19 protein-coding genes are annotated in these 20,248 nt (G+C 65.1%); 7 read left to right on the top strand and 12 right to left on the bottom strand.

Annotated features, from left to right (window positions below; genetic code table 11):
- Window positions 1-85: 85 nt before the first annotated feature.
- A complete protein-coding gene (locus ACQPYK_RS49475; RefSeq protein WP_433259212.1) occupies window positions 86-622 on the bottom strand; it encodes a hypothetical protein in 537 nt (178 codons plus the stop codon).
- A 234-nt stretch (window positions 623-856) separates the two neighbouring features.
- Here ACQPYK_RS49475 and ACQPYK_RS49470 point away from each other — a divergent pair.
- A protein-coding gene (locus ACQPYK_RS49470) for an IS3 family transposase (RefSeq protein ID WP_433258665.1) occupies window positions 857-2,001 on the top strand; the annotation gives its coding sequence in 2 pieces (ribosomal slippage) (window positions 857-1,070 and window positions 1,070-2,001; 1,146 coding nt in all).
- Window positions 2,002-2,473: 472 nt separating this feature from the next.
- On the opposite strand, the gene ACQPYK_RS49465 is transcribed toward ACQPYK_RS49470, so the two are convergent.
- From ACQPYK_RS49465 to ACQPYK_RS49425, 9 genes are all read right to left on the bottom strand, one after another.
- Window positions 2,474-3,070, bottom strand: coding sequence for a hypothetical protein (locus ACQPYK_RS49465; protein ID WP_433259210.1), 597 nt, complete (start codon window positions 3,068-3,070; stop codon window positions 2,474-2,476).
- A 130-nt stretch (window positions 3,071-3,200) separates the two neighbouring features.
- Entirely contained in the window at window positions 3,201-4,145 is a 945-nt protein-coding gene (locus ACQPYK_RS49460) for a sigma-70 family RNA polymerase sigma factor (RefSeq protein ID WP_433259209.1), read from the bottom strand.
- The gene (locus ACQPYK_RS49455; protein WP_433259208.1) at window positions 4,142-4,699 is read right to left on the bottom strand and encodes a hypothetical protein; all 558 of its coding nucleotides are present in this window, start codon (window positions 4,697-4,699) and stop codon (window positions 4,142-4,144) included. The genes ACQPYK_RS49460 and ACQPYK_RS49455 overlap by 4 nt, the downstream gene beginning before the upstream one ends.
- 121 nt (window positions 4,700-4,820) lie before the next feature.
- Window positions 4,821-5,327 carry an SLOG family protein gene (locus ACQPYK_RS49450; protein WP_433259799.1) on the bottom strand — a complete coding sequence of 169 codons (507 nt, stop codon included), beginning with the start codon at window positions 5,325-5,327 and terminating at the stop codon, window positions 4,821-4,823.
- Window positions 5,328-5,658: 331 nt separating this feature from the next.
- Window positions 5,659-6,255, bottom strand: coding sequence for a hypothetical protein (locus ACQPYK_RS49445; protein WP_433259206.1), 597 nt, complete (start codon window positions 6,253-6,255; stop codon window positions 5,659-5,661).
- 155 nt (window positions 6,256-6,410) lie between these two features.
- Entirely contained in the window at window positions 6,411-6,953 is a 543-nt protein-coding gene (locus ACQPYK_RS49440; protein ID WP_433259204.1) for a single-stranded DNA-binding protein, read from the bottom strand.
- 351 nt (window positions 6,954-7,304) lie between these two features.
- Window positions 7,305-9,353 (bottom strand): hypothetical protein, encoded by a 2,049-nt coding sequence (locus tag ACQPYK_RS49435; RefSeq protein WP_433259202.1) that lies wholly within the window; start codon window positions 9,351-9,353, stop codon window positions 7,305-7,307.
- Complete coding sequence (locus ACQPYK_RS49430) at window positions 9,346-9,618, bottom strand: hypothetical protein (protein WP_433259201.1); 273 nt, start codon at window positions 9,616-9,618, stop codon at window positions 9,346-9,348. The genes ACQPYK_RS49435 and ACQPYK_RS49430 overlap by 8 nt, the downstream gene beginning before the upstream one ends.
- Before the next feature lie 511 nt (window positions 9,619-10,129).
- On the bottom strand, window positions 10,130-10,603 hold the full coding sequence (locus ACQPYK_RS49425; protein ID WP_433259200.1) for an SsgA family sporulation/cell division regulator: 474 nt from the start codon (window positions 10,601-10,603) through the stop codon (window positions 10,130-10,132).
- Window positions 10,604-10,871: 268 nt separating this feature from the next.
- Between ACQPYK_RS49425 and ACQPYK_RS49420 the strand changes: the two genes are divergently transcribed.
- The gene (locus tag ACQPYK_RS49420; protein ID WP_433259198.1) at window positions 10,872-11,270 is read left to right on the top strand and encodes a hypothetical protein; all 399 of its coding nucleotides are present in this window, start codon (window positions 10,872-10,874) and stop codon (window positions 11,268-11,270) included.
- Here the strand turns inward: ACQPYK_RS49420 and ACQPYK_RS49415 are convergent.
- A complete protein-coding gene (locus ACQPYK_RS49415) occupies window positions 11,239-11,709 on the bottom strand; it encodes a hypothetical protein (RefSeq protein WP_433259196.1) in 471 nt (156 codons plus the stop codon). The genes ACQPYK_RS49420 and ACQPYK_RS49415 overlap by 32 nt on opposite strands.
- A gap of 279 nt (window positions 11,710-11,988) precedes the next feature.
- Here ACQPYK_RS49415 and ACQPYK_RS49410 point away from each other — a divergent pair, with 279 nt between their 5' ends.
- The 3 genes from ACQPYK_RS49410 (at window position 11,989) to ACQPYK_RS49400 (ending at window position 15,925) form a co-directional block, all read left to right on the top strand.
- Window positions 11,989-12,672, top strand: a complete 684-nt coding sequence (locus ACQPYK_RS49410; protein ID WP_433259194.1) for a hypothetical protein — start codon at window positions 11,989-11,991, stop codon at window positions 12,670-12,672.
- A 1,142-nt stretch (window positions 12,673-13,814) separates the two neighbouring features.
- The gene (locus tag ACQPYK_RS49405; RefSeq protein ID WP_433259192.1) at window positions 13,815-14,885 is read left to right on the top strand and encodes a ParA family protein; all 1,071 of its coding nucleotides are present in this window, start codon (window positions 13,815-13,817) and stop codon (window positions 14,883-14,885) included.
- 257 nt (window positions 14,886-15,142) lie between these two features.
- Window positions 15,143-15,925: a hypothetical protein gene (locus ACQPYK_RS49400; protein WP_433259191.1), complete on the top strand. Its 783-nt coding sequence runs from the start codon at window positions 15,143-15,145 to the stop codon at window positions 15,923-15,925.
- Window positions 15,926-16,170: 245 nt separating this feature from the next.
- Here the strand turns inward: ACQPYK_RS49400 and ACQPYK_RS49395 are convergent, their stop codons facing one another.
- Window positions 16,171-17,733 carry a hypothetical protein gene (locus ACQPYK_RS49395; RefSeq protein WP_433259190.1) on the bottom strand — a complete coding sequence of 521 codons (1,563 nt, stop codon included), beginning with the start codon at window positions 17,731-17,733 and terminating at the stop codon, window positions 16,171-16,173.
- Window positions 17,734-18,990: 1,257 nt separating this feature from the next.
- Between ACQPYK_RS49395 and ACQPYK_RS49390 the strand changes: the two genes are divergently transcribed.
- Window positions 18,991-19,569 (top strand): hypothetical protein, encoded by a 579-nt coding sequence (locus ACQPYK_RS49390; protein ID WP_433259188.1) that lies wholly within the window; start codon window positions 18,991-18,993, stop codon window positions 19,567-19,569.
- Window positions 19,536-20,189: a hypothetical protein gene (locus ACQPYK_RS49385; RefSeq protein ID WP_433259187.1), complete on the top strand. Its 654-nt coding sequence runs from the start codon at window positions 19,536-19,538 to the stop codon at window positions 20,187-20,189. The genes ACQPYK_RS49390 and ACQPYK_RS49385 overlap by 34 nt, the downstream gene beginning before the upstream one ends.
- The last annotated feature ends 59 nt before the right edge of the window (window positions 20,190-20,248 follow it).

Here is a 20,248-nt window from a genome sequence, read left to right as displayed (position 1 = left end):
GATGACAACTCCCGACTCGGCGGACACGTTCCCCGGTCACGCCCAGACGCCGGCCGATCTGTTGAGGGTGGGAGATTGCCGTCGTTCAGGCCGAACCGCAGGTGATGACTCGGCCCTCTTTCCGGGAGCACACGCGCCCGGACGGGGAGATCGTGTAGATGGCCGGTGCGGCGACGGCCAAGATGTCCGCTGCGGCCTTACTGGCGAGGGAGCGCCTTACGGGGAGAGGCTTATCTGGGCAGCCGTTACGATCCAAGTGCGAGCAGTAGTGGCCGTTCTCGTAGTGCAGCAGCCGCCATGTGTCGAGCTGGGCGTCGTCGAGCGTGACCTGCAGTCCGTTCAGGGCGGGGGTGATGTATGCGGCGGCGCCGTACCCGATGCCTACCGCGCCGCAGGCGTCGCCGTCCTTGATGATGTCGGTCAGGCGAGACAGCAGTGGCAGCAACTGTGGGGAACGGTCGGGCAGGTGGATCTGAACCGCGGCGACGGGTAGCCCCTGCAGCTTCAATGCCATCGCGACGAGGCTGGGGTGAAGGTCGGCACCGAACAACTTCTCGGTGATGAGGAGGCTCACCTCGGAGTCGGGCGCTGAGCGGGCAGGGTGATATGACGCAAAGGTCATGGTGGGCTCCTAGCCGAGATTGAGATGTCGGCGGCCGCGCTCCTTCGGGGTGGCCGGAGCAAGACCGCAAGGCAGCAGGCGAGTCATCGCTGCGATTGCCGTCAGACGGCAGCTGAAGTCACAACGGTCTGGAGTTGACCCGGTTTGGTGGACACCTGATTTCTGAGGAACCCTGGTTCCCGGAAGAAGGAGTCCACTGTGCCGAACAACTATCCGCCGGAGTTTCGCCGGCAGATGGTGGAGCTGGTGCGCGCGGGACGGTCGCCGGAGGAGCTCGCCAAGGAATTCGAGCCCTCCGCGCAGTCGATCCGTGTCTGGGTGCGCCAGGCCGACCTGGATGACGGCCGCCGCCAAGACGGGCTGACCAGCGCCGAAAAAGACGAGCTGGCCCGGCTGCGTCGTGAGGTCAAGCTGCTGCGCGAGGAGAAGGAGATCTTGCGTAAGGCCGCGGTTTTCTTCGCGCGGGAGACGGATCGGCCGAGATGAGATTCCGGCTGATTCATGCGGAGAAAGACCACCACGGCGTCTCCCTGCTGGCCCGGGTGCTGGGTGTGTCGCGCCAGGGCTACTACGCCTGGGCCGGGCGCGGCCCGTCGGCTCGCGCCCGTCGCGATGCGGAGCTGACCGAGAAGATCCACGCTCACTATCAGGCCTCCGATGAGATTTACGGAGCGCCGCGCATCCACGCCGACCTGCGCCAGATCGACGGGGACAACGTGGGCCGCAAGCGGGTGGCCCGGCTGATGCGCGCGGCCGGGCTGGCCGGAGTGTCTCGGCGTCGGGGCTGTCGCACGACGATTACGGATAGGAAGGCGGCTGCCGCCTCAGACCTGGTGAGGCGGACGTTCGAAGCCGACGAGCCGAACCGGATCTGGACCGCCGATATCACGTATGTGCCGACGTGGCAGGGCTTCCTTTACCTCGCGGTCGTCTTGGATGTCTTCTCCCGCAGGATCGTTGGTTGGGCGATGGCCGAGCACATGCGCACCGAACTGGTCACCGATGCCCTGGCGATGGCGGTTGGTCAGCGCCGCCCTGACGCCGGGGTGATCCATCACAGCGACAAGGGCGGTCAATATACGTCGATTGCGTTCGGCCAGCGGTGTGCGCAGGCCGGCGTGCGCCCCTCCACCGGCCGCACCGGCACGTGCTTTGATAACGCGATCACCGAGAGCTTCTTCGCCTCGCTGGAGTGCGAGCTGATCGACCGGCGGACTTTCCACACCAGGTCAGAGGCCGGGCGCGCGGTGTTCGCCTACATCGAGGGCTTCTACAATCCACGCCGCCGTCACTCCGCTAACGGCCAGCTCAGCCCGGCCGAATATGAGCGACGCCAAGCCCTCAAGCCCATTCAAGAAGACGACTATGCTGCCGCGTAGCCGAAAGCCCTGATGTGTCTACCGAACCGGGGCAACTCCAGGTCCTGGTGTCGGCCGTCAGCGGCTGGTCAGGTCATTCAATGATCAGATGCGGTACGAACGAGCTGGTGTTGTCGGTGATCAACCCGCGGATCTCACGAATGCCTAGGCCGGCAGCGGACGGAGTGTCCTTGCCGAACGTGATGATGATGACCTCCCGTAGTGGCCGGGCGGGGCCCAATCCCCGCCGCCGGGCCGCTGGGCGGCTACGGGTTCTCGGAGCGCCGGAAGGCTCGCCCGCAGGGCGACCGCGCGCAGCGCGGCTGTGGCCTTCCAGAGCGCAGAGGTCCCGTGGCAGGCTGCCCGGCGGGCGGCGGGGATCGCGGTGCGCGTCTTCGCCTGCTGCCGTCCCAAGCGCGGTGGCGGCAGGGTCCCGGCTCCTTCGCGCTTAGGCGGAGGAGCCAGGTCCATTCGCCGGGAGTCAGAACGGCGATCAGTTGCTGTGGTCTCTCGTCCATGGGCCGATGGCGGGGGTGTAGCCGTTCGGTCTGATCTGCCAGCGGGTGAATGGGGTCTTCTTCCGAGGGTCATTGATCTCGATCACGTCACCGTCCTCAAGCGGTCGCAGGCCGTGCACCTGGTAGAGGCGGAGCAGCTCGTCGTCTCCGGGGTCACCGGTGAAGGTGAAGCGGGCACGCAGGTGGTCCAGGTCATAGTGGGTGTCTTTGTCTCCGCGTGACAGGTAGACCGGGAGAGTGAAGACGAAGACCGCCTTCATGGGATGGTGCGACTGCCAGCCCGTCGTGCGCTCGGGGTGCTGGTTGTGCCACAACGTGATGGTCTTGAGGTCGTCGTGGCGGCGCTTCGTGAACCGCGTGAGCATCACGAGGCCCGGAGCGAGCCAGGCGCGCACGCGGTCGGGGCGAGCGAAGGCCAGCAGGGCCAGGCTGACGAAGGTGAGGACCATCCAGAGGGCGGCGATGTGCCAGTCACCGTCGACGGCGTTGTCGATGGCGACCAGCAGAGGCAAGACCGCGGACCACAGGTCCAGCAGCTTCCTGTACAGCTTCGAGGGCTCCCTGGACAGCATGAGAATGTCTCCTTCGGCAGGAGGATCAGAAGAAGTGGGAGGGCGGAGCAGGAGCATCGGGCGAGGGCGGCACCGGAAGCCGCCTGGGCGGCCCGAGGCTGCTTGATGAGCTGGCGGACGCGTCTGCGGGTCAGGTCCAGTCCCGCAGCTGGAGCAGACTGCTGGGATGGCGCAGTTTGGTCAGGCAGCGCTCTTCGATCTGCCGGATCCGTTCGCGGGTCAGGCCGAGCTCGCCGCCGATCTGGTGGAGGGTGCGGGGCGTACCGTCGTGGAAGCCGAACCGCAGGGCCATGATCCGCGCCTCACGCGGGGAGAGCGTGGCGAGGATTTCCTGCAGCTGCTCGCCGAGCAGTCGACGCTCGACCGCCTCGGGGGCTTCCATCTGGCTGGTGTCGACGATGAGGTCGCCGAAGTCGGCTGAGCCGTCTTCGGTGGAGACATCCAGGCTGACCGGGTCCTGCCGGAGCTTCAGCAGGTCGCGGACGTTGGCCGGGGTCATCTCCAGCGCGGCCGCGAGCTCTTCGACCGCAGGTTCGCGACCCAGCTTCTGGTGCAGATCCCGTTCGGTTCGGATCAACCGGAACAGGGCATCCAGGGCGTGCAGAGGCAGACGGATGGCACGGGCTGAGTCGGCCAGGCCGCGCTGGATGGCCTGGCGGATCCACCAGCTGGCGTAGGTGGAGAGTTTGTAGCCTTTGGTGTAATCGAACTTCTCCACCGCGCGGATCAGGCCGAGGTTTCCGTCCTGGATGAGGTCGAGCAGGGTCAGGCCGCGGCCGGTGTACTTCTTGGCGATGGAAACCACCAGCCGCAGGTTCGCCTCGATCATGTGGTCTTTGGCGTGGCGTCCGTCGGCGGCGACCTCCTCCAACTCGCCGCGGTCGACGGTGGGCAGGTTCGGCCCGGCCTTCAGTTGGGCCTCGGCGTACAGGCCTGCCTCGATGCGCTTGGCGAGTTCGACCTCTTTTTCGGCGCTCAGCAGGTCGCGGCTGCTGATGGTGGTGAGGTACATGCGGACGAGATCGATGTCGGGGGAGGTCTCGGGATCGGCGTGCAGCGCCATCGTCACGCTCATCGCCGGGCACCGCCGGTCGGGCAGGGCTGGCGGATGCTGCGCAGAGAGCGGCGGGACGGGTAGATCGTGTGGATGACCGGGGTGTGAGCCTGCAGGGCCGCGATGGCGGCCGGGTCGCCCTGATCAGGGTTCCACAGGATGTTTTCGGCGGGGCAGCACCGGCCCGGCTGCGGGCACAGCGGCAGGCAGTAGCGGCCGTTCTGGTAGTGCACGGTGGCCATCTGGATGATGCCGACGCGATCCAGCATGCCTTGCAGGCCGGTCAGAGCCGAAGTCATGTACGCGGCGGCGCCGTAGCCGACCGTGATGGTCTCGGTGACACGGTGCTGCACCAGCAGCCCCGTCAGGTCCTGCATCAGGGCGGGAAGCGGCGGGGAGAGGGTGGGCAGGTGGGCGCTGACCACCGCGGTCAGGCACTGCCGGGTGAATCCCAGGGCCACCATGGTGTCGTGCGGCTGCTTGCCGAACAGCCGCTTGACGAGGGACAGGGCGACATCGGGGTCCGACAGCTGCAGAGCGGTGGTCAACGGCAGCGTCCCGGGTGCGTCCATCATGGTGCGCTCCTTCGGTGAAATGACGGCGACCCCCGGGCCCGTCCACCGAAAGGGGGGGCGGGTCCCGGGGGCCGTATGAGGATGGGAGGTCATCGCCGCCGTCAGTGCGGAATGCGGCGGGTCAGGCAGTGAGCAGGATCTTCGGCGTCATCTCCGGGTACATGCGGCGCAGCAGGTCGGCGGCCCGCATCGCCCGCCAGCGGGGGAACATCTCCAAACGCAGCCACTGACCGCCGGAGAGATTGGGGCCGGAGATGAACCACACCGGCACCCCGACGAGCAGGGCGCGCAAGCACATGTCCGACGTTCCGCCGCGGTGAAAGAGGAACGCCTCGTGGCAGGCGATGATCAATTTCGGGTTCTCGGCGAGCATCCGGGTGTTGCGCTCCGGCCTGGCCTTCCGCCAGCTGTCCGGACGGGCGGCACGCTCAGCTGCCCAGTCGACCCGGAAGCAGCGGTGCCGCGTGCCCAGGCCGTGGGCCTCGCACCAGTCATGGCAGGCCCGGTCGGCACCGCGGGCGGCGCCCTCGATGAGCACCAGATCCTTGCCGGAACGGCTTTCCAAACGATCACACACAGTGTGCACCGCACCTGGCCAAGGCCAGTCGCGGCTGCCGCAGATCAACACGTGCGGGTCGTCGAGTAGCAACACGAAGCTGAGCTCCCTTCCTTTCGAGTCGGCGCCGCCGGTCGGCGGTGCGGGCTGGTCCCGAACGACTCCGGCACGCGGTATCAGCGGGTTCGGGGCAAGCCTGGCGGCTTGCCCCGAACCCGCTGATACCGCAGGCTGAAAAGGGTTAGGACCAGCCGCCCGAGCGTCCCTGGCAGAGCACCCGCCCCGCCCGGGGCACGTGAGCTCTGGGCGGGGGCTAAGGGGAAAGACCAGTGGGCTCTGTCGGGCTCACCCTCATCCGGCCGACGGGCGATGGAGGCGAGACCAGAGAGCAGCGAAGCAGAGATCAAAACGGAGGATCGCCCCAGAGCCGGTGCTCGCGCTCCGCGCACCCCGAGCACAGGCCAAACTGCGAGATCTCGGCGCGGCATCCCACACAGCGCCACTGCCAGCGTCCGTCTGCCGAGACGGCGACCAGGACACTGGCTCCGGTGTAGTCACCGAAACGGCTACAGGTGTGCAGGGCCTTGTCGGCGTGTCCGCTGCCGTCTGGCTCCACGTGGCTGGTCACCGCGAAGTTGTCGTAGTGGTCCCAGAACAGACCCATCCCGTCCTGGGCGGGAGGAGGCGGGCAGTTGGGCAGTTCGCGCGGAGCAGGCTCCAGGTCGGACAACACTGCCGGGGACAGGAATCCCCCGGGAGGGGAGGTCTGAAAGCGCATCGGCCAGACCGGGTCGCTAGCGACGTTTTCGCCCAAGGTGATCACGCGGTGGGTGCCGTAGCGAGCGTCGTCGCAGTGGTCCAGCGCTTCAGTGATCTGGTCGGCGTCCTCAGCGGGAACGATGGCGACGACATGGGTCGGCACCGGGAGCTCTGGGTGTTCTTCGAGAAAGCTGACCAGCCCTTTGAGGCTTTCGATCGCTGATTCACGGGTCAGGTACATGTGCTACCTCCACGGGCGGAGAGGGGCGATCTGGGAAAACGCCGATGACCGTGCCGGGCTCCGATCCCGGCACGGTCGTGTCCGGCGCATCGGCCGGAGCAGGCAAAGGCCCCGGTTCACGCACCCGCGCGAACCGGGGCCGGTGGAGGCGTTACTCAGAAGGGGGGCGCGTCGCCCTGGGACGAACCGGCGGCCGCGTACTCCGTCTCCCACGGGCTGCTCGCCGGGGCCTCGGCGGGCGCCGCAGCGGCCTGCGGCGGAACGGATGCCTGCTGCGTTCGCTCAGAGGCGGCGTTCTCCCACTCCGCAGGGCCCCGGTTTCCGCCCTGGCGCGAGTTCTTGTCGACCTTGGCGGTGGCGTTGCGCAGCGACGGGCCGACCTCGTCGACCTCGACCTCGTAGACGGTGCGCTTCTCGCCTTCCTTGGTCTCGTAAGACCGCTGGCGCAGCCGTCCCTGGACGATGACCCGCATGCCGCGCTGGAGGCTCTCGGCGACGTTCTCGGCGGCCCGCCGCCAGATCTGACAGGTCAAAAACAGGCTCTCGCCGTCCTTCCAGGTGTTGGTGGCCTGGTCGAGGTAGCGGGGGGTGGAAGCGATACGGAAGCGGGCGATCGGCTGCCCGGTGGGGGTGAAGCGCAGCTCGGGCTCGTCGACGAGGTTGCCGACGATGGTGATCGTGGTGTCTCCAGCAGCCATGATGTGCGCCTTTCGCGTCCTCGGGTCACCGCCGGGGTGGCGGTGGGGTTTCCGTCCCGAACGACTGCTGGCAGCGGTCCCGGCAGGCTCGGGGGGCAAGCCGGGCGGCCGCCCGTCAAGATGTTTTGCGCCCGTCGACGGCGGAGGGGTGAGCAACGGCGAAGAGCGCAAAAGATCTTGACGGGCGGGGGTTTCCGCCCGGCTTGCCGCCCGATGCCGGGGCCGCATCCTGCAAGCAGTCGGGACGGAAACCCCACCTCCGCTCCGGCTTGCTTCGCCCCCCTCTACGCCGGTGGCCCTTGTCCCCTCTTTTGAGAGGGGACAAGGGCCACCGGAACTGCTCGGTATGCCTTACCTCTGACGATTGACCGTCGGCCGTGCTTGGGGTGGAGGCGCCGCGGGCAGGGTGGGGCGCGGCTGCTGCGGGATCGGTGGAGCAGAGGCGGTGGCAGAACGCCGAGTGGCGGCCTGCTGCCGGGGATTGGGAGGGCCAGCCCGCCGCTCCTGTCGTTCCTTCAGTCGTGCCTCTTGCTGTTCGTGCACGCGCTCGGCCATCTGCTGGGCGGTTTCCGTCGGCCTGAGCGCCAATTCGACGACCTGATAGCCAAGGCCGGGCTCAGCAGGCTGGACCCGTGAGGGGCGAGCCTGCTTTTGCTGGAGGGATTCCCGGTTGAGCTGAGGTGAGCGGTCGGCGACGACTGCGGCGACATCAGGGTCGTTGGGCCAGGGGCGCACCGCGGTGATGACGATGAGCGGGCGAGAGTCAGGATCCCGAGTGCCGTCAATACGCAGAGACGGTCCGCGGGACTCAAGCACCTGATCGAGTCTGGCTCCCGGCCCGGGGTCAGGAATGCTCACGGGAACACGAATGCTCTCGCCGACGCCGGTGACGCGCTGGCCTGCGCGCTGCCGGTACACGGCGGGTGCGGGCACGGCCCGGTAAACGATCTGATGCGTCGGCTGGCCATCGCCTCCGAGCACGTAGCGGGGCCGGAACTGTGACAGGTCGAAGTCCTTGACCGCTTGGGCGCTGGCAGGACTGGGCGGGGTCGGCTGCCCGGGCGGCTGACGTTTGACGTCCTGACTGCTGGGGCCGTAGAACGCCAGATCCTGCAGTTCCCCGAAGGCGGCCGCTTTCACTTCGGTGGGCAGTTCGCGCAACTCCTGAACCGCCTGGGGGTGGACGACGAAGTCCCACCGGCGGTCGGGAGAAAGGGCACGGGCAAGGTCTTTGTCGAAGGATTCGGTGACCGTGCCCGCGACGGTGGCCAGCCGGGCCGGACGCGGGGGCGTAATGCCGTTGTCGGCGGCAGTGTTCCTGCTGGCGACGGGCACGACGGCGACGTCAGGCGAGTGCTCCAGCCGTGTGGTGGTGCGTGTGCGCTCGCGATGTTCGCTGATGCTGGCCTGAAGAGCGTAGACGCGCTCGGTGAGACGGTCGACGTCGACACTGGCTCCCACCTGCATGGCCAGGACCTGCACGGCCTCACGGCCGGTAGGCGAGGCATGGCCGGGAAGGACCCGGTAGACCATGTGGCCGTGCGGCAGCGCGGTGGCGCGGTCGTCGGCCAGCCGGCCGAGCTCGGTGTTGTTGTCGCAGACCGCCAGCAGCTGAACGGTTCCGCGGCCGGGCAGGCTCTCGGCCGGGCGGCGCGGGGCGGAGAACTTCCCCAGGTTCGCATCAGGGAGCTCTTGAGAGGATGAGCTGCTGCCCCACGCCGGCGGTTGGTGGTGGTAGATCAGCGTGTGGTTCTCGCCCAGTGGCAGGATGCGCACCGTTCCACCCAAACCGTCGGCGCGGGTGAAGACGGTTTCGTGTTTCTTCAGCTCCGATGGTGAGGCCTGGGCGAGGGCATCGATCGCCTGCAGCGCCGGGGCTTTCATCTCGCGGGGCAGCGCGCGCAGGTCGCCTTCTACCTGCGCGACGGGCACGATGTCGTTGTGCGGCGACGGGCTAAGGGCCGCGCGCAGCCGCTGCTGGAACAGGTCCCGCTGTTGATCGTCCAGGCCGCGGGTGACCAGGGCGAAGGGTGAGTCCCGCCACATCCGGCCGTCGTTCGGCAGCGTGGTGAGGAGAATGCCTTCACTGCCGGGCACATCCCGGGCGAGGGCCTGCATGTGCTGCACGGCCCGGAACCGGTCGGCTTCCGGCAACTGGTTGATGTCGGCTAGGACGTCACGTTCCACCAGCAGGTCCCGGCGGGGTCCTCGCTCTGTGACACTGGCGGGAGGCCGGCGATACGTGCGGTCCGCGACGATCGACTCTTCGGAGCGGAACTGGCGGACGTCCGGGTCGACCGTCCGGTCCGCACGGTCGAAACCGTCAGGGGTGCCATCTCCCCAGGCGCGGTCGGCGCCTGGTTGCCATGGGTTGACGGCACGTCCATCGCCCTCAGCCATCGCTCACCGCCGGCGAGTCCGCCCGGGGCGGTTCGTCCATGAGGGTTGCCAGGTCATCGATGGTCAGCGGTACCCCTTGCTGTGCGTCATGGTCGGCGGCGCGCTGCAAGATGAGCAGCAGCTCTTCAGAAATGACTACGGCGGTGGCGCCGTCGGCGGTAGCGATACGGAACGGACGGGCGGTGAACCCGTCGCGGTCAACAGCGGTGACGGCGTCAGCGAGCTCACCTTCTACTACGAAGGGTTCGCCCTCGGATGAGATCATGCGCCAGTTATAGTGACTTGTCTGGCGATATGGAAGACTTTGACAGCTTCAGTCATGTCGGAGGTGGGCGGTATCGTTCCTTCTGCGCTGCCCCAGACGGCAGCGGGGATCCTGGTGAGCTTCCCTGTTTTTCCGGAGGCTTTGGATCATGGTCTGCGGATCACGGGGACGCGGAAGTACCCGATGGAGCTACGTGAGCGTGGAGCTACGTGAGCGCGCCGAGGCTGTCCTTCCGTATCCAGAAGGGTCTGGGCGGACTCTCTCCGGATGAGTACGAGGCCGCCTGGTACACCCAACAACGCGATCCACCCGACACGGTCAGCAGCTACACCGAGCTAACCGCAACCAGCTGGGAAACACTCCGGGGAACCGGGGGAACCTCATGGGAAAGTCGCCTAGCACAGCTGCACCTGCTTGCTCCGCGGTCACCGTTGGCGGCGCCGTCATCATCAAACGGGCGGGTGGCAGCCGTGTGGCAGCCACCCGCCCGTCGCCTGAGCGTTATGGCAATTCATGCTGATTTGCGCAGCAGTGCCCGGAACTCCTCATCCAGGTCCAGCCTGGTGCTTTCCTGGCCGAACGGCACCAGCTGCACACTCCTGACCAGGAGTTCCTCGAGCTCGGCCCGGCGGATGTACATGACCACCCGCTTGCCAGGGTCCGCCGGGCACAGCACCACGGTGATCTGGTCGCCGGTAGGGCCCGGCCCCAGAGCGATGGTGCCCTCGCCGACCTGCATCCGCATGGACGCCAGGTGCTTGTTCATGCCGAGCGCCAGCAGGTCCCGGGCGAAAACCCAAGTGGTCCACTGGTCGACGTCCTCGTCCGCACCGGCCGGCGCGGCCGCACCGCAGTCGCCCGCCTCCCTCGGGACGTTGAACTGCAACTGCACCGCGAACGGGTCAGTCGGCTCGTAGACGGCACGGACCGCGCAGGAACCTCCCGCCGGGAAGCTCACCTCGAGCTCTTCGATGATCGCGTTCATGCCATTCCTTACGGTCTGCGTCAAAGGGCGCTTGAACATAAGGAGGATCATGGAAAGCGTCAAGGGTTGACTGCGACGCTTTCGATGCAATGTGTGAAGGCCTGTCGGGGCATGCCCCGTCTGGAACAGGCCCGGCCGATCGTGACCGTCCTGTCCTCGGTGCCGCCGAGCGGCGCCAATGTGATCAGATATGCGGCAATTGTGGAAAGAGTGCAGCCGGGAAGAACACGTCGCGGTGTTGAGTCTGGCGTATCGGTTGCCAGGGCGCGTGCCCAGGTTCGTGGTGGCCACGCAGTTGGAGGTGGTGCAGGCCTGGGACCGCGGTGAGATCACGTTGAAGGAGTTCATCGCGCGTACCGGCTGGGACCTGGGCTCCTACGACGACGATGACTTGGCCAGCCATCACTGGCAGGTCGTCTCCTACATCGGGGAGCACCACTATGGCGGCTGCGCGTTCGTCGGCCACCTGCGGGAGTTCATCGAGCGTTTTGATCAGGAACGGCAGGTGCTGCAGATGGTGTACGAGGCCATGCGCGAGCGCCTGGAGGTCCACGGCGGCTTCCCCGGACGGACCCTGGGCGCTTTCGGGCGCCGGATCAGGAGTGACCGCTGCCGAGCCCGGCGGAGGGAGATACTCAAGGGTGCCTCGCGGCGTCCGGGTGGGTGATCAGGTGCGGCCGCCCGGCCGACGGCGGGGGCCAGGCTTCCTTGATCTGGCGGGGTTGCTCGCATCCGAAGATCTCAATGCGCAGGCCGGGCTGGCCAGGGATGTCACCGGCGACGATGGCCCACCGGCAGGTCGGACGGATGGAGGCCAGGTCGCTCTCGCTGAAAAGGCCGTGGATGGCGGCCAGACCCAGCGCGGCGTCGACCCGGACTGCTCCCATCAGGAAGGCCAACTCGATCGCGCGAGCCACCTTGGCCCGGATGCGGGCCACGCCGGTGGCTTCGGCCGGGGCTTGGGCTGGGAGGACCGTTGCCGCCGCGGTGATCAGGGTAGTGCTCCTCGACGATGCACGGCTGACCTGCTCCGTCTCTCCGCTGGGCAGCCGGTCATGGAGGTGTGCCGTACGGCCCGCGTTGGCGACGGCCGTGTTGTCGAGCACGCCCGTACGGTGTGGGTGGCATCTTGGTTCGCTTGGTCCTACATCTCTCCGTTCCCTGCGTAATTCCCGCCTGAATCCGCTACCGCTCTTGTCATCAGGTGGGTTGTTCGACCATCAGCTTCAGACAGCGAGGGTCGATGCCCTATTTGTGGTTTTATGTCCCTCCTTTGTCAGACTGACAAAGTGCTGGTTTGGTGCCATCATCAGGGCGTGCCCAAAGGACGTCCACATCGCCCACAGCCCACTGACCTGCGGAAACTCCTCCAGCGTCTGTACCAAATGCACGTCGATGCCGACGATCAAAGCCTGGCCCTGTGGCCAGATGACCGAGATTTCATCGGAGCCCTCGTGTACGCCCGGACCCACCATCGGGCGATGCCACCGGCAACCTACGAGAACAAGCGCCGAGGCGAGCATGCCGGATTGCGGCTGACGCTCATCCGGAACCTCCGGGAGCTGCTCGACCGCGAAGAGCTGGCGGCACTCCAGGACGCGCGGAGCGGTGGTCTCACCTGGCAGGCGATTGCAGTGCTGCTGGGCGTCGAGTACCCCGGTAGCGCTTCGAACCGCTTCGACCGGCTGCGGGCCGCTGCTGCAGATCCAGATGGGAAGCGAACTCCGGCGGCAGGCCGGAAGCTTGTGGCTCAGGAGCAAGCTGTTGCGGATCGGGAGCGCCGCACAGCACTCGCAGTCGCGAGACGCCACCACCAGGTACGGGCCATCGCCGCCGCGCTGCTGAGACAGGTGAATGACCTGACGCTCAACGAAGATGCGGAAGAATGGCTGAAATCGGCCGGCGAAATCCTGGAGGAAGTAACGCCGACACCCACTCAACAGCAGAGTCTCGCCGCGTACATCAGCCTCGCAGTCACAGAAATCAACATGCAAGCTTCCATCGATGAGGCTCCCCCAGCCCGGACATCGGAAGCGAAAGCTGCGCTGGAGGCTGCGCGAAATCTCTGAGGTCGTTGCGCCTGGCGTCGTTTCCGAGAAGCACTGAGAGGTATACCCCACGACGCTTCGCCAAACGGATCCTCTTCCAGCTCATCGAATAACTGCATGAGCTCGCTCCGCTTCCTCGAAGAAATCTTCAAGTACGTCTGGATGCCTCCCGGTCGACACCTTGAGGATCTTGACTAACTTCTGCTGAACCGCAACGCGTTACACGGCAGATCTACCGTGCTCCTGCCATCCATAAAGCTCGATTTTTTGAGAGGACCGAAGTAGTTCAGGGTTGGTAACCTTCGTAAGGTCTTCAGACAGGAGTTGAATTAACCAACTGTTCGCGATCCTCACATCACGAATATGACCAGGTCAGCCAGCTGAACCAGTCTCCTACCTAGTCTAGAACACAGTTGATTCATGGTCTCCAAGCAAGTTTCTTGCATAGTAGTTAGACATGCCTTCTATATAGATTCGAGCAAGTTGATTATACGTCTCTAATAGAGACCTATGACTAGTCCTCAAGCTAGTCCTATATATAGACTTATAGAAAGCCTGTATATTCGTCCGCAAAATAGATGTTTAATAAGATCAAGATTTAGATCAAAATAAAGACTAAACAAAAGGGTCTCTATGAGATCAAATATGAGAGCGACATTAGCCTCTAGAAATAGTTCTTATATTAGACTTAAATAAAGAACACATATTAGAACATACTGCAGAACAGGAGTCGGATCCAACTTAAGGCTAGTAGTGTAAACCGCCTATAGCGCCAGTCACAGTCCTGGCGACAGATCAAAATATTGACTCAGAGCTAGATCTGACGCCAGAACCAACTATGGATCATGCTCTAAGTCGAACGGTGGTACATGTGAAAGTTCTGTCTGCCGCTCCTTTAATGAGATGAGCTTCAGATCATGCGGCGGAGCAAACGATGGGACTAGCGGACGGTTTGTCTATAGACCAATCAGGAGGCCAGACGATCTGCTCGGCCGTGATCCCATACAGAGATCCTGCGTGGCGCTCACTCCTCAACCCATCTGTCAGGTAAGATCCCGTCCCGTCTCTATGCCAGGGGCGCGAACTGTTCGTAGGCCCGGGTCGGAGTCCACCATCGGGCGCCATGCGGCGCCTGTCGAACGTTCGGAGGGGAACTCGCACTGATGACCACGAAAGCGCTCGAACTTCCAGATTTCTCCCTGGACCCGTTCACGCCCTCGACGCCACAGCATGTCCTGGACGAGTTTGTGCTGTCGCTGCGGCCGTTCCTGACGCGTGTGATCTCCGTTTTCAATGGCAAAGGGGGACAGGGCAAGACGAGCCTGGCCTCCCACATGGCGGGGTTGCTCGCAGAAGGAGAGGCTGCCAAGGCTGCAGAGGGCCAGGATGCGGGTCGTGTTCTCCTCCTTGAGGTTGACGCTCAGGGCAACACGCTTCACGATCTTGGCATCAAGGGGCACCTGGATAACGATCAAGGGAAGTCCCTGGCCATCGCCCTCCAATTCGGCGACATGCCCAAGATCATCCGAAATGTTCGGTCGCACCTGGATGTGGTCCCAAGCGGCAAGCATCTGGAACAGATCCCGTTCCAGATGGTCACTATGCAGAGCAAGTACGGCCAGGCCGCGAACCTCAGTCTGGCCGTTCTGCTTGCCAAGCTGTCTCGCGAGTATCGCTGGATCATCATCGACTGCCCGCCCGTGACGAAAGAGCCTCAGCTGCTTGCCCTGTGCGCAGCACGATGGGTACTCAGTCCTGTCTCTACAGGCGACATTTCCTCTATCGACGGTCTGGGGGGTGTCGCCTATCGCTTCAACGAAACCGCCCATCTCAACCCTGACCTCGAGCTTCTCGGCGCTGTGTTGTTTGGGTTCGCCCACCGCTACTACACCGACAGGAAGACCAACGAGAAGCGGCCCGTTGGCCTCTGGGTTCAGGCACGTGAGCGTATCCAGTCACTGTTGAGCGAAGCAGGTACGGACGCCCCGGTTTTCCAAGCGGTCATTCGGGACGCAGAAACCGTTGCGGTCAACTGCCGCGATCGTGGACAGCTCTCGTATGAGGTGGGAGAGGCCGCTGACGGGATCAAGTGGTGGCAGAAGGCCAAGGGAGAGACAGGGACGGTTCTCCCCACTGAGCGGGCAGAGGAGGTCGGCCGCGACTACGAAGACCTCGTTGTCGAAGTAGTCGAGCGCATCCACGAGGTGGAAATGGAAGAGGCCGCCGTAGCATGACAGAAGCAACTCAGTCGAATGGTCCAGTCGCTCCGCCGAAGCCCGAAGTCAGCGGTCTGGGGCGGAACCGCAGGCGTGGAGCTCGGGTTGCTCAGGCTGGGTCTGGCGACACGGTAGCGCCTACTGGAATCCAGCCCGGGGCAGTTCCTGGCACGTTCTCTGGTGGCAGTGTGCCTACGCCGGTCCTATCTCCATCCGCAGCTTCGCTTGTCGTGTCGACGGTTGCGTCGTTGCCGAACTCCGCTACGTCTAACACTATGGTCGAGGGCGCTGCTCCAGCAGCTTCCGTAAACGTTGATGGAGAACGCGAGCGTCAAGAAGCCCAACGCAAGGCCAACGAAGAGCGTGAACGCCGCGAAGCCGAAGAGGCCCAGCGCGCCGAGCAGGAACGTCTAGCTGAACAGGAACGTCAGGCCGAGCAAAAGCGTCAGGAGCGCGAACGCCGCGAAGCCGAAGAGGCCCAGCGCGCCGAGCAGGAACGTCTAGCTGAACAGGAACGTCAGGCCGAGCAAAAGCGTCAGGAGCGCGAACGCCGCGAAGCCGAAGAGGCCCAGCGCGTTGCTGCAGAGGTGCAAGCTGATGTCACCGACTCGACCGATGACGACCGTGGTGAGCACGGGTACGACGAGTTGGAGTACCTCAATGCCACCGCCACGGGCAAGGTGAGCCTCCAGACCTATGTGCCGAGTTCCATCGCGGCGAAGGTGAAGGAGATGCAGCAGACGGGAAGGTCGGCAGAGAAGATCGTCCTGACCGCGGTGGCGCAGTGCGCGAACCGACTTCCGGAGATCATCGCTGAGGCCCGCGGGCCCGTGCACGAAGGCGGACTGTTCCCTGGGCTTGAGATCATCGAGCGAGGTCCGGGACGGCCGAAGAAGGTGGAGCCGGCGAATACACGGCTGCAGTACTCGGTGTCGGGGAGGTGGATGCCAACATTGCAAGAGACGGCTCGGCGCTACAACCTCAGGCAATCGGTACTCGCCCGTCTCGCCCTAGGTGACTATTTTGGCATCCCTGTGCGGATAGAGCGGGTTTTGTGACTCTCAGGGCGTGTATCGAACCTGGGCGGCACCATTCGATCCTGCCCACGGGTCGTTCACCTGGAAAGGAGTGGAACTGCTTGGTGAAGCGAGGGCAGGGGCGGCTCCACCCAGAGCAGCGTCTGTGACTACCTGAAGCGCTGAGAAGCGCAAGGGCGCGGATCCTTTTAAGGTCCGCGCCCTTGCTTACGTCCCGACAGATGAGGCCTACGCCTTTCCCGTCGCTGTCACACGACAGGGTCGCCCTATTGCGTAGTGATGTAGACCGTCGAGGCGATGTTGGCAATTTCTCGCAAGTCCTCGCCCACGTTGCGCTCGACCTCACGCGGGTTGAAGACAATGCTGGTACGCCCCAGGGCCTTGCGACCGCGTAGCGCGTCCCAGACACTGTTCGACTTCAACCCAGGCTCGTTGAGGCGCCAAGCGGTGCCGTTCCAGTCCTGTCGCCAGGTCCACAGCACCACATGCTGGGCTCCAAGACGCAACGGACTATCCAGACGGCCCTTGACCACGCGCTCGGCTACAGGTCCAGCCAGGGCCGGCTTGTTATCCGGGTGAGCCAGACCAAGCTCACGGGCGCCGAGGTCCAGGCCGCGACTGTCCCAGCCGCGGATGCGCAGCGCCATCCACTGCTGCTGCAGTACGCGGTCGGCCGTGATACCGGAGCGGGTGTAGATGTCCATGAACGGGTTGATCAACGGTGAGCTGACATTGACCGCGTCGATGGCCCCGACGGCCCCGGTCAGCACATACTGCTCGACCTCAGCGAGGGAGAGCAGGGGGTAGTTGGTGCGCATCGTGTTGACACACTGGGAGTGCTGGCCGCAGCCGAGCTCGGGGATGATGACGTCGACCTCGATCTTGCGCCCTGCGGGCAAGACCTCCCGCAGGGCCTTGGAAGTCTCGGTGACGAAGGTGCGGATCTGATCGGCGGAGGAGAAGCCGCCGCGCAGGCCGAGTTCCGCGGCGAACTTCACGCCGGTGACGTTGGGCTGGTTGGCCTGCTGGGCCAGGCGGGCGGCGGCGGCGCGCAGCTGGGCGGGGCCGGCCTGCCAGGTGGCGACGAGGTCGGTATCCAGCCAGACGTTCAAGCCGAGGGTTTGGGCTTGCTGGACGGCCTGCGCGGTCGGGTCGCCGGTGTCGGTGGTTGTGCTCTGCGTCGGGGAGGGGCTGGAGGTCGGGGCCGGAACGGCCGCAGTCGCGGTCGGGGCCGCGACCGGATCAGTGCTGGGGGCGAGAGGGTCAGGGCTGACGGCCTGGGGTTGCTGAGACGGAAATGTGATGTGCCGTGACTGCGGTGGCGTGGTGGGGGTGATCACCACGGTGGAGGAGTTGGTAGTCGATTTGGCGGCGCAGGCGAAGTTCGGGCTTTCGGCGCAGACTCGGCCGGGCGGGTTTGCGGCGTTGCCTGCGGAGTCGACGCAGTGGTATTTGCCGGTGGAGGTGTTCCAGGTGCACATGATGGGGCGTGAGCAGCTGGTGGCGCTGATGGCGGTTTTGCCGCTGACCTTTTTAGTAGCGGGTGTTTCGGCGCCGCAGAACGACACGGGCTGCGGGAGGGTGTAGGAGCTGTTCACTGCGGGCTGGCTGCCGTCGATCGCTCCGGCTCCGGCCTCGAGGCTCGGATCGTTCCAGAATCTGCAGCGTTCGTATTCGCTTCCGCCGGCGGGGTAGAGCTGGGCGCAGTAGTCCGGGGTTTCCTGGGTGGAGGCGATGGCGCCTCCGCTGGCGATGCCGCCGGTGACGGCCAGTACGGCGATGAGGGTGGCGGTGATCCACCTCGGCCGGGCTCGTATCCATTGGATCATGACGTCTCCTTAGTCGCAGAACGGGGATGTGGGGTGGTCAATGGGAGTAGGCGGTGTCGCGGCTGTTGCGGGAGCCGCCAGGTGAAGGTCGGCGGGTTGGGGGAGTGGCCCCGTTAACTGCTGTCATGGCGAGGGGGCTGCGGGTGCCGGGCTGGGGTCGGGTTGCTCTGGAGGCTGCGCCGAGGGGCTCTCGGCCGGGCTGGTGGGCGCGGTGTTGATGATCTTCTTTCCAGAGGTTCGGGGGCGTTTGGAGGTGCGGGTAGGGGTGGGGGTCGCCGAACGTTTCGGCGGGTTGGCGACGGTCAGGGGCATGGGTGTCGTCACCGTTGACGGCGTCGCACTGAGTGAGGGCGATGGGGACGCGGTGACGGCGAAGGTCGGCAGGGGAGGTGGCTCGGACAACGGCAGATGGTCCACTGGGGCCGCGTACTCGGTAACGGCGATGTTGACGTTGCTCGCTTGACTGGGCGTGGGCTGGTCGAACATCGCCTCGAACATCAAGATCGCAATGAGTGTGGTGGCACCGGTCATTGCCAGGGTGCGGGTCGTGGTGCGCCAGCGTGAGCGCCGAAGGGGGGTCATGCTGCTGGGTTCAGTGTCAGCGGAGGAGTTGCTGCGGTGAGTTTTGAAGGAATCGCTGGATCGGTGGGAGGCGTCCTGCGGGACGTCGTAGGACGGAGCAAGCGGGCGGTAGGGAGGCCGGCCTCGCGGTTGCGGGGACATGGCGGAACCATCCTGACTTTCATGACAACGATCAGTAAAGGTGGCAGACAAATGTAGCTATGTCGATTTGACCAGTTCTATGAGCGCAACCCTCTCCGCAACAATCGTTTCCTTTCTGTGATCATCATGCTCCGTCGGCAACGATTAGACATGGACATAGAGGCACAAAGCGCGCCTATTGGGCGGACGCATCCGCCTCTCCTCTCTTGACTTCCGTCGATTGCCCCCTTTGAGCAGGGAGGATACCCTCTGGCTGGTCGCATGCCAGAACGGGAAATTTGTCTGATCGGATAACACAATCATCACAACTGGCGCCCAGAATGCTTCGCCGGTGGTGGACGTCGCCTTCACCCCTTACTGTCTGACCGGATTAACTCTGACAAGTCAGAAAGTCTGTCAAGACATGGTTGCTGACCGACTCCGTCATGGCGTCCAGCCCAGCGAGGCATGATGAACCGACGATTCCGTATTGCCAGCTCAGATCCGCCCCGCCTCAGGACCGAGCCCATCACGGCGACTGGGCCGGGTGCCATCGTGCTCATCGGCGGGATGGCCCTGCGCCCGGCCGTCACCGAGCCCGCGGTGCGGGCCCTGGCCTGTCGCCGGCTCGTGGTCGCCGACACCGTCCAGGCCACCTGGCAAAGGCCCTACCTCAGCGACGAGCTGCGCCCGATGAACCTCAGCACTGAACACGTGCTCCGCTCGATCAGCGCATCACGGCAGCCAGTGGCCGGTGTGATCACCTTCGATGAGAGCCTGGCGGCGCTGACCGCCTCAGTGGCCGAGCAACTCGGCGTTCCCGGCTACGGCAGTAGCGCGGCGGTGACGCCCGGTGATAAGTGGCGCCTGCACCAGCGGCTCCAGGCGGCCGGATGCTTGACGCCGCATGCCCGGCTGGCCGGCAGCCTCGACGAGGCGGTGGTCGCTGCGGCCGGCATCGGATACCCGGTCGTCCTCAAGCCTCGTATGTGGTCCGGCGGGCGGGAGTGCTCCTCGCCCGCTCGGCCTCGGAGGTCGTGCTGGCTTTCTCGACCGCAGCTGGCGATCATCCCTCCCCCAGCGTCGTGGTGGAGGCCTGCGTGGCCGGGCCGGAGCTCAGCGTCATCTGCCTGACCCAAGGCGGTCACAGCTCCATCGTGGCGGTTGCCCGGACGATGACGGAGTTCGCGCTGGCTGCGACTGTGCTGTGGCATCTGGTCGACGCGGGTGATCCCGCGAGGATGAGTCCGCCGGTCGTTCAGGCGGCCCGGGAAGGGCTGGCGGCGCTGGGAGTTCGTGACGGTTGCAGCGAGGTTAAGCTCCGTCTGACCCTTCATGGCCCTGTTGTCATAGGGGTTAACCCGGCCGCTGGCGGGAACCTGCTGGCGCAGGTGGTGGGCCTGGCCAGCGGGGCGGATTTGGCGGCCGAGTGCGCAGCCACAGCGCTGGGGCTGCCTGTCGGCAGTCCTGATCGGGAGTATCGGTCTGCGGTGCTGGAGTATGTTCACGCTCCGGCAGCTGGAACAGTACGGCGGCTGGAGGCCTCTGGAGATCTGGCGGGCATGTCCTGGGTTGAGCAGATGAGCTGGCTGGTCGCCCCTGAAGACCGGCTCGCCTTCGGGGCCGAGGAGGCTCCCCCGTGTGCAGGTTATGTGATCGTCACCAGCCGTGATCCACAGCAATGTCTTGTGCTGGCCCATCGGGCGCGGGCGACGATGCGCATTGATGTTGAAGCGGTGAAGTTGGCCACATGAGCGACCATGGGGGAGAGGTGTGGGGGCGTTGGAGGGGGATGGCCTCCGCTTTCTTCTTC

The organism is Streptosporangium sp. CA-135522 (assembly GCF_050949235.1).
GTDB lineage: Bacteria > Actinomycetota > Actinomycetes > Streptosporangiales > Streptosporangiaceae > Streptosporangium.
Note: the sequence above shows the minus strand (reverse complement) of the source record. Positions and strands in the feature narration are given on the sequence as shown.